The sequence below is a fragment of the Pseudomonas hunanensis genome, assembly GCF_013393325.1.
GTDB classification, from domain to species: Bacteria; Pseudomonadota; Gammaproteobacteria; order Pseudomonadales; family Pseudomonadaceae; genus Aquipseudomonas; species Aquipseudomonas putida_P.
This window is the reverse complement of the sequence record NZ_QJRC01000091.1, coordinates 17,028-31,661: the sequence shown is the minus strand read 5'-3', so window position 1 is coordinate 31,661 and position 14,634 is coordinate 17,028. Positions and strand designations below refer to the sequence as shown.

Below are 14,634 nucleotides of genomic sequence, written 5' to 3'. Positions count from 1 at the left end.
TCTTTTTTTTTGCAGTTTTTTCGCCGTGGCTCGGCCTCCTTGCAATTCCGCTCATGACCACAAGGAAACCCCATGGCGTCGTCCCCGCACACCCCGCTTGCTCGCGCCCTGCGTATCGCCCTGCTGGGCCTGAGTGTCAGCCTGCCCATTGGCAGCCTGGCGCAGGCTGCGCCAAGCCACCACGTCGAAGTCCCGGCCGGTAGCCTGGAAGGTGCCCTCAACGCCTATGCCCGCCAGGCCGGCGTGTTGCTGAGTTTCGACCCGGCACTCACACGTGGCCTGAGCAGCCGCGGCCTGTCAGGTGATTACCCGATCGACGTAGGCTTCGCTTCCCTGCTCGGCAACACTGACTTGGCCGCCGAAGCCAGCAGCGATGGCAGCTGGCGCCTGGTACGTGCGACGAGCCAAGGGGCGGTCACCTTGCAGGCACAGACCATTTCCGCCCTAGGCGAAGAGAACCCGCTGGGGCCGGTGGGCAGCTACGTGGCCAAGCGCAGTGTCACTGCAACCAAGACCGACACGCCTATCCATGAGACCCCGCAGTCAATTTCGGTGGTAACCCGTGAACGCATGGAGGCTCAAGGCGTGCAGTCGGTCAATGAGGCCCTGCGTTACACCCCGGGCGTGTCTTCCTACGGCGCCAACAACCGCTCCGACTGGTACACGGTCGTACGCGGCTTCTCGCCGACGACCTATCTAGACGGCCTGCAACTGCCGACCACCATCAACCTGGCCAGCTGGATGGTCGACCCCTACATGCTCGAACGTGTCGAAGTGCTGCGTGGTCCGGCAGGCGTCTTGTATGGGCAGGGCGACCCCGGTGGGGTGATCAACCAGGTATCCAAGCGCCCGAGCACGGTCAGCAGCCACGAAATCCAGGCCCAGTACGGCACTGACGCGCGCCGACAGCTGGGCTTCGACAGCACCGGCGCGTTGGATGACGAGGGCGTTTGGAGCTACCGCATAACGGCCATCGGCCATGAAGCCAACATTCGCGACACCCCTTGGGAGGACAAGCGCCAGGCACTCTCCGCCGCCCTGACCTGGCAGCCGTCGGAAGAGACCCGGCTGACCGTAATGGGCAATTACCTGGCGGACGATTCCAACGCCCAGGACAACTTCCTGCCGGCAGTTGGTACTTTGTCCCACTCGCCCTACGGCAAGATCGGTCGCGATACCTTCACCGGCGACAAGCACTTCTCCAAGTACGAGAAGACCCAGTACAGCCTCGGCTACGAATTCGAAACGCGCCTGAACGACGTCTGGCAGCTGCGCCAGAACCTGCGTTATTCGCATCTGGACCTGAATGACAACATGGTCTTTGGTGTTGGCACTACCGCCTACTACGGCATGGAAGGTGGTGACGAGCGCACACTGTTACGCTACGCCGGCATCGAGAACCCCAAGTACAGCCGCTGGGCTGTGGATAACCAGGCCCAGGCCGACTTCAGTACTGGCGACATCCGCCATACCCTGCTGATCGGTGTGGATTGGCAGCGTCAGCAAACCTCTGACCCGCAGGCCTACGTCCTGACCACCCCTGTCGACCTGTATGGCGGCACGGACTATGGCCCGGTCGACCCAAGCCAGTTCACTCCGGACACCTGGAGCTACAGCCATCAGACCAGCCGACAAACCGGGTTGTACCTGCAAGACCAATTGCACTTCGACGACCATTGGGTACTGACCCTGGGTGGTCGCTATGACTGGGCCACATCGCAAACCCGAAACTGGACCGATGCCGGTTCCGATCCCGAAATACATACCCGTGACGAGGCGTTCAGTGGCCGGGTTGGCCTGGTGTATCTGGCCGACAACGGCCTGGCACCCTACCTGAGCTACAGCGAAGGTTTCACGCCAAACCCTGGCACCGATGCCAACAATCAGCCATTCGAGCCCACCGAAGCCAAGCAATACGAAGCGGGTATCAAGTACCAGCCACCGGGCTCGAACAGCTCGCTGACTGCCGCTGTCTTCGAGATTACCCAGGACAACGTGCTGACCACTGCGCCAGGCAACCCCAATGACAAGGTACAGACGGGGCAGGTGCGCTCGCGTGGCATCGAGTTGGAAGGGGTGGCCAGCCTGAGCAACGAGCTCAACTTGATCGCCACCTATACCTACCAGGACGTGAAGGTGACCAAGGCCAACGACGAGACCGATGGCAAGACGCCCATCAGCATCCCGACACCGCGCAACCTGGCCTCGGTATGGGCTGACTACACCTTGCACGATGGCTTGCTCAAGGGCCTGGGTTTCGGCGCAGGGGTGCGCTACACCGGTCGCAATCCGGGGGCACCGGACAACTCGCTGAACGTGCCGGCCTATACCTTGCTCGATGCCGCCGTGCATTACGAAACCGGGCCGTGGCGGTTTGCGGTAAACGCCAGCAACCTGGCCGACAAAGAGTATGTGGCGGGATGCTATGACGCTACCCGCTGTATCTACGGCAATGGTCGCACAGTGCTGGGCACGGCCACCTATCGCTGGTAGACACCGACCCTGTGGGAGCGGGCAGTGCCGCTGAAGGTTGCTGTCATCTGGCTGCAACGAATATTCAGCAACATTTCTGCCATCTCCCCGTGCCTCATTGCGAGTTCGAATGGGCCATCCCGCGCTGCACCTGCCACAGGACCACGACCTGTTCGGCTTGCTCTACGCCTTCGCTTTCCGCCCCGGCCAGCCAGGGCGCGAAATCGATTCGACGCAGTTGTTGCACACGCTCGGCCAGCCGCTGGAGCCCGGCGAGTTTCTCTGGGTGCACCTGAACCTGGCCCACGCCGCCTGCGAGCGCTGGCTGCGCACCCACCTGCAGTTGCCCGACGCTTTCTTCGAAACGCTGCGCGAAGGTTCCCGCTCGACCCGCATCGAGCACGCCGACTCAGCACTGCTGGCAGTGGTCAACGATGTGGTGTTCAACTTCGGCCTGGTGTCGTCGGACATTTCCACGCTGTGGGCCTGTGCCAGCAGCCAGTTGCTGGTGAGTGCGCGACTGCAGCCGTTGCACTCGGTGGACAAGCTGCGTTCGTCGGTCAAGCAGGGTGAGCGTTTTCATTCGTCCATCGAACTGTTGGTCCACCTGCTGCGTGACCAGGGCGATGTGCTGACCCAGATCGTGCGTGAAACCACCACCAGCGTCGATCGCATCGAAGACCAGTTGCTGTCCCAGCGCCTAAGCGACAACCGTGCCGAGCTGGGCAGCATGCGCCGGGTTCTGGTGCGCTTGCAGCGCCTGCTGGCGCTGGAGCCGGGGGCGCTGTTGCGCTTGCTCAACCGCCCGCCGGAGTGGCTGAAGGAACAGGACATACGCCAACTGCGTGCCGCCACTGAAGAGTTCACCCTGGTGATCAGCGACCTCACCGCCCTGGGCGAGCGGATCAAGCTGCTGCAGGAAGAAATCGCCGCCAAGGTCAACGAACAGACCAACCGCACTTTGTTCACCCTGACCGTGGTAACGGTGCTGGCGCTGCCGATCAACATCATCGCGGGCTTCTTCGGCATGAACGTGGGTGGCGTGCCGCTGGCGGAAAACCCCCATGGCTTCTGGGTGCTGGTTGCCCTGGTGGCGACCTTCACCGTGCTGGTTGGGCGCTGGGCGTTTCGCAAGCGCCGGGAATACTAAAACTGGGCAGGCACAGAACAGGCGAACCGACTGACGGTCGCTCCCACCCTTCATCCTTGCCTACGCTGATACTCCCAACCCGCTGAAGCAAGGAGATCCACCGTGAGCTTCCAATACAAGCGTCTGGACAAGAACAACGCCGCCGTGCTGCTGGTCGACCACCAGACCGGCCTGCTCTCGCTGGTAAGGGACATCGACCCCGACCGCTTCAAGAACAATGTGCTGGCCCTCTCGGACCTGGCCAAGTACTTCAAGCTGCCGACCATCCTTACCACCAGCTTCGAGACCGGCCCCAACGGCCCGCTGGTGCCGGAACTGAAAGAGCAGTTCCCCAACGCCCCCTACATTGCACGCCCCGGCAACATCAACGCCTGGGACAACGAAGACTTCGTCAAAGCAGTCAAAGCCACCGGCAAGAAGCAGTTGCTGATCGCCGGTGTCGTCACTGAAGTGTGTGTGGCCTTCCCGGCCTTGTCGGCACTGGAGGAGGGCTTCGAAGTATTCGTTGTCACCGATGCATCAGGCACCTTCAACGAACTGACCCGAGATTCGGCCTGGCGGCGCATGGAGGCTGCGGGGGCGCAGCTGATGACCTGGTTCGGCGTGGCCTGCGAGCTGCACCGTGACTGGCGCAATGACATCGAGGGGCTGGGTACCCTGTTCTCCAACCATATCCCCGACTACCGCAACTTGATGACCAGTTACAACAAGCTGGCCAAATAGCGCCACCCGGCGGGGCTGCACGGCAGCCCCCGCATCAATCTGCAAGCGAAGCGGCAAACCGTCATGAATCGACCATACTGACTCTTCATTCGCCTTCAGGAGAGTGTCATGTCGAAGCCGTCCAGGAAGAAACCCACCCAGGAACAGCCAGAAAAACTGGGCGGCAAGGCCTACGAAAAAGCGCTCAGGAACCTGCATGTAGAGCTGGTGAAGCTGCAGGAGTGGGTGGTGGCCAAGGGCTTGAAGGTATGCATTGTCTTCGAAGGCCGCGATGGCGCCGGCAAGGGCGGCACCATCAAGGCCATTACCGAGCGCGTCAGCCCGCGGGTGTTTCGTGTGGTGGCGCTGCCGGCGCCGACCGAACGGGAAAAATCCCAGATGTACCTGCAGCGCTACCTGGGCCACTTGCCTGCGGCAGGCGAAGTGGTGATCTTCGATCGCAGTTGGTACAACCGCGCAGGGGTGGAGCGGGTAATGGGCTTCTGCTCCGATGAGCAAGTGGATAAGTTCCTGACCGGTGTGCCGGTGTTTGAAAAGGTCATGGTCGAGTCGGGGATCATCCTCATCAAGTACTGGCTTGAAGTCAGCGCCGAAGAGCAAACCCGGCGCTTGCAGGATCGCATCACCGACGGCCGCAAACTGTGGAAGCTGTCGCCGATGGACCTCAAGTCGTACACCCGCTGGGATGACTATACCCAGGCGCGTGACGACATGTTCCAGGCCTCGGATACCGCTTGGGCGCCGTGGTTCATGGCGCACTCCAACGACAAACGTCGCGCTCGGCTGAACATCATCAGCCATCTGCTCAGCCGTATTCCCTACAAAGACATCACCCGCGAGCAGCTGGTGAAGCTGCCCAAACGCGGCAAGATCGGCAAGTACAAGGCTGTGGCCTACCCGTTCAAGGTCGTCGAAGAACGCTTCTGAACCCCTTCCTACGGGAAGCTGCGAAGGTACGAGCTCATGCCTCATGACGGCAGTCTGCTGCAGGCGACGGTGGTGTTCCTGTTGGCCGTGGTGCTTCTGGTACCGCTGGCGCAACGTCTGAAAATGGGGGCGGTACCGGGTTATCTGTTGGCGGGTATCCTGATTGGCCCGTCGGTGCTTGGGCTGCTCGGCAACCCGGACAACGTGGCGCGGCTGTCGGAAATGGGCGTGGTCATGTTGCTGTTCGTGATTGGCCTGGAGCTGTCCCCACGGCGTCTGTGGACCATGCGCCGGGCGCTGTTTGGCGTCGGCAGCTTGCAGGTGGGGCTTACCGCCGTGCTGCTTGGGCTGCTGGCGTATGGGGTGTTCGACCAATCCAGGGCCGCTGCCATCGTGCTGGGCCTGGGCCTGGCGCTGTCGTCCACCGCCTTTGGCTTGCAGGTCCTGGCCGAACGCAAGGACCTGGGCAAGCCTCACGGCCGTCTGGCCGTGGCCATTCTGCTGTTCCAGGACATTGCCGCCATTCCCCTGATTGCTGTGGTGCCGTTGCTCGGTGGTGATGTCAGCACCGCCGACGAAGGTGCCTGGCCGTTGCTGGCCGTGGCTGTTGGCATTGGTGTGCTGATTGTTTTTGGCCGTTATCTGTTGACCCCGGTATTCAAGTGGACGGTGGGGTCGGGTCTGCCTGAGCTGTCGACCGCCACGGCTTTGCTGGTGGTGCTGGGCACCGCCTGGTTGATGGAGCACGTGGGTGTTTCGATGGCGCTGGGGGCCTTTCTGGCCGGCGTGCTGATGGCCGAGTCGCCCTTTCGCCACGAACTGGAAACCCAGATCGAGCCAATCAAAGGCCTGCTGCTGGGGCTGTTCTTCGTTGGCGTGGGCATGAGTGCCGACCTGCGCCTGCTGTTCGGCATGCCGCTGATGGTGTTGGGGCTCACCTTGCTGCTGGTCGCCATCAAGCTGCCCTTGTTGTATGGCCTGGGGCGCACGCTCGGTGGGCTCAACAAGGCACAGGCGCTCTGCCTGGGCGTAGTGCTGGCCTCGGGGGGCGAGTTCGCCTTCGTGGTGTTCAAGCTGGCGCTGGACCATCAGGTCCTCACCCAGCAGGTGCACGACCTGCTGGTACTGGCCATCACCTTGTCGATGGCCGTGGTGCCCTTGGTAATGATGGCCTTGGCGCGGCAGCTACGCGACGACAGCCCCGTGCAGGTATCCCCTGAAACGGGCCAGTGAATTGCGCCTGGCTGGTGCATTGAATGTCGGGAGGTGGATCATGCAGTCGAGTTTCAAGCTGGACAGCGCCCTGTCGCGGGGCTTGCTCGATGTACTCATCAAGGCCGGCCTGGTGGCAGCCTTGGTGATCTTCTCCTTCCAGGTATTCCAACCGTTCCTGGAATTGATGCTGTGGGCGGTGATCCTGGCGGTCACGTTGTACCCGTTGCATTGCCGTATCCAGCGCCGCACTGGGCTCAAGCAAGGCTATGCGGCGACGCTGGTGGTGCTGCTGGTACTGGTGGTGCTGTTGGTGCCGATCTACCTGGTCGTGATGTCCATTGGTGAATCGGTGGACAGCCTGGTGACCTTGCTCAAGAGCGGTGCCTGGAGCGTGCCGGTCCCACCTGACTCCGTGGCGAGCTGGCCACTGATCGGGCCGAAGGTGCATGCGCTGTGGTTGGCGGCCTCCGAAAACATGGCCAGTGTACTGAATCAGTGGATGCCCCAGATCAAGGGTGCCGGGCTTACCGTACTGGGCGCTGCGGCCAGTGCCGGTGGGGCCTTCCTGCTGTTCATCGGCGCGATCATCATTTCCGGGGTCATCATGGCCTTCGGTGAACGCGGTGAAGTCGCAGCGCAGCGTATTGCCATGCGGGTTTCGGGCGAAGAGCGCGGTAAGCCCTTGGCCACGCTGTGCACCGCTACCATTCGCGCGGTGGCGCAAGGCGTGATCGGCATTGCGTTCATCCAAATGCTGTTGATCGGTGTCGGTTTCGTCATCAAAGGCGTACCAGGGGCAGGGATGCTGGCCATCGTCATCCTCATGCTTGGGATTGCCCAAGCCCCGGCCACGTTGGTCACGGTGCCGGTAATCATTTATGTATTCAACACCGAAGGCTTCACGGTGGCGGCCATCGTTTTTGCCGTCTACACCTTCGTCGCCGGCCTTGCCGACAACGTGCTCAAACCGATGCTGCTGGGGCGCGGGGTCGATGTGCCGATGCCGGTGGTGCTGATTGGGGCACTGGGCGGCATGGTGGTCAAAGGCATCATCGGGTTGTTCATTGGCCCGGTAATCCTAGGCGTGACCTACGTGTTGTTCTGGCAATGGGTTGCGCTGCAGGTGCCGGAGCAACCGGCACCCCCCGCCGCCTGAGCCATGCCCAACTGCTGCTATGGCCTGGGGTTGCTGATGCTGCTGGCTGGTTGCACCCAGGTCGGCCCCGATTTCGAAAAGCCCCAGGCCCCGTGGCTGGACGGCTGGAGCACACCCATGCTGGAACAGGCAGGGCGTAGCGCCACCACCCCTGACCTGCGCCAGTGGTGGGCGGTGTTTGCCGACCCGATGCTGGACGCGCTGATTGCCGAGGCCGACGCCAACAACACCAACCTGCGCGTGGCTGGCCTGCGTATCGCTGAAGCTCGTGCGCAATTGGCCATCGTGCAGACCGGGCGTTATCCACAGCTGCAGCAACTGAGCGCGCAGAGCCTGTACCTGAAGCAGAACCAGTCCGGTACTGCCACCGCCCGTGATTCGGTGTTCTGGCAATCCAGCGTCGGCTTCGACATTGGCTGGGAGATCGACTTCTGGGGCCGCTTCAGTCGCGCCATCGAAAGCGCAGATGCCCTCTACTTCGCCTCCCAGGCCAACTACGCCGACGCCATGTTGTTGCTGCGTGCACAAGTGGCCGACACTTACTTTGCCCTGCGTACCGCCGAGGCGCGGCTGGATATCGCGCAAGAGAACGCCAAGCGCCAGGCGCGTAGCCTGGAGATCACCGAGCGGCTTTTCCGCCACGGCGAACATGACGAACTCGACTGGCAGCAGGCGCGTACTCAATACCTGGCGACCCTGGCCACCATCCCTGAATTCGAGAATCAGCTCAACGCCCTGCGCAATGTGTTGTGCTCATTGCTGGGCCGCCCGCCCGGGCCGCTGCCGCAGTTGCAGGCCGGTCATGGCCAGCTGCCGCTGCCAGAGCGCGCAATATTGCAGGACGTGCCTGCCAACCTGCTGCAGCGCCGGCCAGACATTCGCGCCGCCGAGCAGGCAGTGGCGGCGCAGTCGGCGCTGGTCGGGGTGGCCGAGGCCGATCTTTATCCACAACTGAGCCTGCTTGGCAGTATCGGCTGGACCTTTCTTTCGGCCAGTCACCTGCCCAACACTTTCGACCTGGCGGCAGGGCCGAGCCTGATCTGGAACCCGTTCGACTACGGCCGGCGCAAAAATGCCGTGCGGGTGGAAGATGCCCGCTTGCAGCAACTGATCGAGCTGTACCACCAGGGTGTGCGCGAAGCCGCCCGTGAAGCCGACGACGCTGCCAGCGGTCTGGTGCGCTCGCTGCAAAGTGCAACCATTCGCGACCAGGCTTCCCAGGCGGCGCAACGCTCGCTGACCCTGGCCAGCTCGCAGTACCGCGAAGGCTTCGCCGACTTCCAGCGGGTGCTCGATGCCCAGCAACTGCTGTTGCAGCAACAGGATGGTTACCTGGTCAGCCGTGGCAACGCGGTCAGCAGCCTGGTGACGTTGTACAAGGCCCTGGGCGGAGGCTGGGACACCCGCCGCGCGCCGATCGACCCGGCCACCCGCCAGCACATGCAGCAACGCACCGACTGGGGCGAGCTGCTCGACGTGCCAGCCTCCAGCGCACATGCACAAGGTGAAACCGAATGAGCGACACCAGGCCAGCGCCGCCCCCGTCAGCCCCTGATCGCGGTATGCGCTGGGTGCTGTTGCTAATTGCCGTGAGCCTGCTTTGGTACCTGCTGGCGGACCGCTTCACGCCATACACCCAGCAGGCACGCCTGCAGGCCTACGTGGTGCCGGTGGCCGCCGAAGTGGCCGGGCAGATCAAGCGTGTGGCCGTCGGCAACAACCAGGAAGTGCGCCAGGGCGATGTGCTGTTCGAACTCGACCAAGAACAGTACCGCATTGCCTTGGCCCGCGCCGAAGCCGATCTCGATACCGTGCGCCGGCAGATCGGCGCCAGTACCGCTGGCATCGACTCCGCTCAGGCTGCGCTCGTGGCGGCCCAGGCCAATGAGCGCAAGGCGCGGCAGGACGCAGAACGCCTCAAGCGGCTGATTGACGAAGACCCCGGCACGGTATCGGTGCGCCGCCTGGAAGGCGCACAGGCCACCCGTGACCAGGCCATAAGCCAAGTGGCGGCGGCCCGTGCTGAAGTGGTGCGCGCCCGTGAACAGCAGGGCGGTGCACAGGAGGACAATGCCCAGCTGCGCAGTGCAGCGGCCAACGTGGAAAAGGCCCGCCTGGACCTTGCCCGTACCGTGGTACGCGCTGATGCGAACGGGTTGATCACCGACTTGCGCACCGACGTTGGCCACTATGTCGGGGCGGGCAGCCCGATGATGACCCTGATCAGTATTCATGACGTGTGGATAAGTGCCGACATGACCGAGAACAACCTCGGTCGGCTGCGCCCCGACACGCCGGTGCTGGTGGTGCTCGACGCGCTGCCCGGCACTGTGTTGAAGGGGCGTATACGCAGCATTGGCTACGGTGTGAGCGTGGGCCAGCCTGCAGCGCCGGGTACGCTGCCGACCGTGCAGAACAGCCGCGAGTGGCTGCGTTCGGCGCAGCGCTTCCCGGTGATCGTCGAGCTGGAGCGCGACCAGCTTCAGGACAAGACCGTGCTGCGGGTCGGTGGCCAGGCCGAGGTCATGGCCTTGCCCGGCGAAGGTAACCCCCTGAACCTGCTGGGCCGGTTGTTCATGTGGCTGATGAGCTGGCTGTCATATGCCTATTGAGCTGCGCCGCCTGCGCGCCCTGCGCCTGGCCTGGGGCGTGGCACTGTGCCTGGCAGTGAGCTTTGGTATCGGCTTGCCGGTGCCGATCCTGGCACCTGTGTTTGCAGTATTGCTGCTCGCCATGCGCAGTCAGCCACTGCCCCTGCGTGCGGCGCCGGCCCTGGCGCTGCTGGTGCTGCTAAGTTGCGGCAGCGGTCTGCTGCTTATTCCGCTGTTGCGCCATGCCCCAACGGCTGGCGTGTTGCTGGTGGGGGTGGGGGTTTTCCTGACATTGCGCTATGCGTTGAAGGGGGGCAACGGCCTGCTGGCCAACCTGCTGGTGGTCGGCCTGACCATGATTGCTGCTGCCGGCACCAGCGATTTCACATTGGCGCTTTCGGTAGTCGAAGCGCTGGCCAAGGGCATGCTGCTGGCGGTGCTGGGCACGACAGTGGCGCATGTGCTGTTTCCCGAGCCAGCCGATGCGCCGGCACAACCGGCGGCGGCGCTGCTGGCCAGCGAGCATGTCAGCTGGGTGGCGCTGCGGGCCACACTGATCGTGATGCCGGCCTTTCTCCTGGCGTTGATCGCGCCGGACCAGTACATGCCACTGATCATGAAAGCCGTGAGCGTTGGGCAGCAGGCCGGCGAAACCCGTGCGCGGCACGCCAGCCGAGAGCTGATCGGTTCAACCTTGCTTGCTGGGGTGTTGGCGATAGTGTTGTGGGGGGCGTTGAGCCTGTACGTGCACCTGTGGATGTTCTTCCTGTGGGTACTGCTGTTCGCGCTCTGGCAGGCGCGACGGCTGTACCAGGCCGTGTCGAACCGGCAGAGCCCGGCTTATTGGGTGAGCTGCCTGACGACAATGCTGATCCTGTTAGGGCAGTCGGTGCAGGACAGTGCCGGCGGGCAGGACGTTTACCGCGCCTTTGCCGTGCGCATGGCACTGTTTCTGGCGGTGTCGGTGTATGCCAGTGCCATGCTTATCTGGATTGACCGGTTTCGGCTTCGGGTACGGGCTGTTTAGTTCCTCTGTCAGGGCTGCCAATCGACCCCACTCTCTTCCAGATAGGCATCCACTGCCGCGCCCACTGTAGGGTGAAAAGCCCTCTCTCCCATATGCTCGAACAACCCGAATCGCCGCATCTTGTCCTTCACCGGGTCCTTCATTTCGGCAAACTGCAACTCCACCCCCCGTGCCTCCAGCGCTCGGTCCAGCTCGGCCAGCATGTCCGCCGAGGTGATGTCGATACTGGTCACCGGTTCCGCCGCAATTATCAGCCGCTGCACCGGCGTCGGCGACGCGTCCACCGCCGCCATCACTGTGCTCTGGAACTGCTCGGCATTGGCAAAGAACAGCGGCGCGTCCCAGCGCAGCAGCACCAGCCCCGGAATACGCCGGGCCTGTGGATAACGCTGCACGTCATGGTAACCACGCAGCCCATCGGCACGCCCGAGCACCGCGTGGTGCGGCCGCCAGCCGTCCCACAGGAACTCGATCACCGACACCGCCACGGCAATGCAGATACCGGGAATGGCGCCGAACACCGCCACACCGACAAAGCAGGTGATCGACAGCCAGAATTCCCACTGCTGCATGCGGAAAATACGCTTGAGGTCGGCGAACTCGAACAGCCCCAGCGCAGCGGCAATGACCACCGCAGCCAGCGCGCTGTTGGGCAGGTGCTGCATCAGATTGGGCGCTACCAGCAGCAACAGGGTTACTGCCAGCGCGCCGATGATGCCGGTGAGCTGGGTCTGCGAGCCGGCGGCTTCGGCCACCGGTGTGCGTGACGAACTGCTGCTGATCGGGATGCCTTGGAACAGCCCCGAAGCCAGGTTGGCCACGCCCAGGCCGAACATCTCCTGGTTGGGGTTTACCGGCATTTTCAGGCGTGCGGCATAAGAGCGTGACAGTACGCTGGTGTCGGCGAACGACACCAGCGCCACGGCAACCCCGCCCAGTATCACCTCGACCAGGTCGATGTCGGTTACCCAGGGGAAGACGAAGGTGGGCAGGCCCTGGGGCAATTGCCCGAGTACCTTGACGCCCATTTGGTCGAGGTTGAACAGGCTTACTGCCAGCGTCGCCAACACCACGGCGATCAAGATGCCTGGCAGGCGCTTGAACGGTTTGAGCAGCAGGATCAGCACCAGGCTACCGGCGCCCACGACGAAGCTTGGCCAGTGCCCCTGGCCGGCGAACAGCGCCTGGCCCAAGTGCCAAAGGTCGCGCAAGGGCCCCTCACTGTCGACTTTGAGGCCGAACAGCTTGGGCAACTGGCTGATCAATACGGTGAGGGCGATGCCGTTCATGTAGCCGTAGCGGATCGGCTTGGACAGCAGCTCGGTGATAAAGCCCAGGCGCAGCAGCCCGGCAACCACACAGAACGCCCCGGCGACCAGCGCCATCATGCTGGCGATTGCGATCGCCCGCTGCGGGTCGCTGGCAGCGTACTGCACCACCACTGCCAGGATCGGCGCGGCCAGCGCCGAGTCCGGCCCCAGCACCAGGATGCGGCTGGGGCCGAACAGGGCATAGGCCAGCAGCGGGATGATGGTGGCGTACAGCCCATAGATACCGGGGACGCCGGACGCTTCGGCGTAGGCGATGCCCACGGGTACCAGCATGGTGGTGAGCACCAGGCCGGCGGCGATGTCCTTGGGTAACCAGGCCGCTTTGTAGTGGAGCAGGGTGACGAGGCCGGGCAGCCAGCGTTGCCAGTCGAAGCGTGTGGGGTGGGGCATGGTGCGGGCTCTGGAGAAGGAGGGGGCTCAATCACAGAATAGGTGTTGGCGCCGGGTAGCGCTTCCCGCGTCTCGCCTATAAAATGCGATAAATTCTCATTAGCTTTTGGTCCTGCCCGTGTCCGCATCCCACACCAGCAAGCTGGGTTTGTTTTTCAGCGATCACCACCGCTGGTTGCTGCGGCATGTGCAACGGCAACTGAGCAACCGCCCAGACGCCGAGGACACGGCTGCCGAAACCTTCTGCCAGCTGCTTGCCGCACGGGTCGACCCAGCGGCCATCGAGCAGCCGCGCGCCTACCTCTCGACCATTGCCAGGCGACTGATTTCCGACCGCCATCGCCGCCGACGCCTGGAGCAGGCCTACCTGGAGCGGCTGATGCTGCTGCCTGAAACGCTGGCGCCCTCGCCGGAAGAAACCCACCTGCTGCTGGAAGCCCTGCACGCCATCGACCGCAGCCTGGCAGGGCTGCCGCTGGTGGTGAAGAAGGCGTTTCTCATGAGCCAGCTCGATGGCCTGGCCTATGCGGAAATTGGTCGGCGCCTGGGCGTATCCGAACGTACGGTTGGTCGCTACATGACCCAGGCCTTGCGCCAGTGTTACCTGAGCGGGGCGCAAGCATGAGCCGGCGCGTATTGAACCCTGCCGCCGAACAGGCAGTCGCGTGGATGGTGCGCCTGCGCTCCGGGCGAGACGATGCCCGGCAACAGGCGCTTTTTCAGCAGTGGCTGGGTGATGACCCGGCCAACGTCCATGCCTGGGAGCAATTGCAGCGTGGCTTGGGCGAGCACTTCGAGGTTGTGCGCCGAGCTCCTGGCGCTTTGCGCGATACCTTGCTGCAGCCGGAAGTCGGTCGGCGCGATGTGTTGCGGGCAATGGCCGGGCTTTCTGTGCTGGGTGGCAGTTTGTGGTTCGCCGCCAGCAGCGATACCGGCCAGGCATTGACGGCCGATTTGCGTACAGGCACCGGCGAACGTCGCAGCTTGACGTTGGCTGATGGCAGCCGGCTGACATTGAATGCCGACAGTGCGGTCGACCTCGCCTTCTCCGGCGGCCGTCGGCTGGTGCGCTTGCGCAGGGGAGGGCTGGTGGTGCAGGTGGCTGCAGACCCGAGCCGTCCGTTCATCGTGCGTAGCGCGCAAGGTGATGTGCGCGCACTGGGTACGCGTTTTCTGGTTGAGCAACTGGCCGACGCCACCCGCGTGGTGGTGCTGGAGCACGCCGTGCGCGCTTCGTTGCCCAATGGTACCGAGCTGGACTTGGCAGAGGGTCAGGCAGCGTTGTTGCATGCGCAGCGCATCGAGCCACTGACGGCGGGGCAGGCCTACCGCGCCGACTGGGTGCAAGGTCACCTCAGTGTGCTGGACGAGCCCCTGGCGTTGGTTATCGATGCCTTGCGCCCGTATCGCCCGGGGTTCGTCCGTGTCAGCCCGCAGGTGCGCAACCTGCGGGTACAGGGGGTGTTCCCGCTGGATGACAGCGAGCGCACCTTGGCTGCCCTTGAAGAGACGATGCCGATCAGCGTGAAACGCTACGGTGCCTGGCTGACCTTGATCGAAGCGCGCTGAGCGGGCTGCTTTCGAATGAAAATTTTTATCATTCGTGTCCGGTTTTTCTTGCTCGTCCCACCTCTCTCCTGACAACAGCAAAA

The 14,634-nt window shown here is 63.4% G+C and carries 12 protein-coding genes; 11 read left to right on the top strand and 1 reads right to left on the bottom strand.

Annotated elements, in window-relative coordinates; translation table 11 throughout:
• Positions 1-72 precede the first annotated feature (72 nt).
• The 9 genes from DM807_RS14635 to DM807_RS14595 all read left to right on the top strand — a co-directional run bounded on the left by DM807_RS14635 (position 73) and on the right by DM807_RS14595 (position 11,261).
• Positions 73-2,493, top strand: a complete 2,421-nt coding sequence (locus DM807_RS14635; protein WP_012270459.1) for a TonB-dependent siderophore receptor — start codon at positions 73-75, stop codon at positions 2,491-2,493.
• Between the two features lie 109 nt (positions 2,494-2,602).
• Entirely contained in the window at positions 2,603-3,622 is a 1,020-nt protein-coding gene (locus DM807_RS14630) for a transporter (protein WP_012270460.1), read from the top strand.
• Between the two features lie 102 nt (positions 3,623-3,724).
• A complete protein-coding gene (gene ycaC, locus DM807_RS14625; RefSeq protein WP_012270461.1) occupies positions 3,725-4,345 on the top strand; it encodes an isochorismate family cysteine hydrolase YcaC in 621 nt (206 codons plus the stop codon).
• Between the two features lie 108 nt (positions 4,346-4,453).
• A complete protein-coding gene (gene ppk2 / locus DM807_RS14620) occupies positions 4,454-5,272 on the top strand; it encodes a polyphosphate kinase 2 (protein WP_012270462.1) in 819 nt (272 codons plus the stop codon).
• A gap of 36 nt (positions 5,273-5,308) precedes the next feature.
• Complete coding sequence (locus tag DM807_RS14615) at positions 5,309-6,505, top strand: monovalent cation:proton antiporter-2 (CPA2) family protein (RefSeq protein WP_012270463.1); 1,197 nt, start codon at positions 5,309-5,311, stop codon at positions 6,503-6,505.
• Positions 6,506-6,545: 40 nt separating this feature from the next.
• Positions 6,546-7,643: an AI-2E family transporter gene (locus DM807_RS14610; protein WP_060514804.1), complete on the top strand. Its 1,098-nt coding sequence runs from the start codon at positions 6,546-6,548 to the stop codon at positions 7,641-7,643.
• A 3-nt stretch (positions 7,644-7,646) separates the two neighbouring features.
• The gene (locus DM807_RS14605) at positions 7,647-9,161 is read left to right on the top strand and encodes an efflux transporter outer membrane subunit (protein WP_060514805.1); all 1,515 of its coding nucleotides are present in this window, start codon (positions 7,647-7,649) and stop codon (positions 9,159-9,161) included.
• Positions 9,158-10,255, top strand: coding sequence for an HlyD family secretion protein (locus DM807_RS14600; RefSeq protein ID WP_012270466.1), 1,098 nt, complete (start codon positions 9,158-9,160; stop codon positions 10,253-10,255). The genes DM807_RS14605 and DM807_RS14600 overlap by 4 nt, the downstream gene beginning before the upstream one ends.
• Positions 10,245-11,261, top strand: coding sequence for a DUF2955 domain-containing protein (locus DM807_RS14595; protein ID WP_012270467.1), 1,017 nt, complete (start codon positions 10,245-10,247; stop codon positions 11,259-11,261). The genes DM807_RS14600 and DM807_RS14595 overlap by 11 nt, the downstream gene beginning before the upstream one ends.
• Before the next feature lie 8 nt (positions 11,262-11,269).
• Here DM807_RS14595 and DM807_RS14590 read toward each other — a convergent pair whose 3' ends face one another.
• Complete coding sequence (locus DM807_RS14590; RefSeq protein ID WP_179027489.1) at positions 11,270-12,982, bottom strand: SulP family inorganic anion transporter; 1,713 nt, start codon at positions 12,980-12,982, stop codon at positions 11,270-11,272.
• A 118-nt stretch (positions 12,983-13,100) separates the two neighbouring features.
• Here DM807_RS14590 and DM807_RS14585 point away from each other — a divergent pair, with 118 nt between their 5' ends.
• Positions 13,101-13,607, top strand: a complete 507-nt coding sequence (locus tag DM807_RS14585; RefSeq protein WP_060514813.1) for a sigma-70 family RNA polymerase sigma factor — start codon at positions 13,101-13,103, stop codon at positions 13,605-13,607.
• Positions 13,604-14,551, top strand: a complete 948-nt coding sequence (locus DM807_RS14580) for a FecR domain-containing protein (protein ID WP_179027488.1) — start codon at positions 13,604-13,606, stop codon at positions 14,549-14,551. The genes DM807_RS14585 and DM807_RS14580 overlap by 4 nt, the downstream gene beginning before the upstream one ends.
• Positions 14,552-14,634 lie beyond the last annotated feature (83 nt).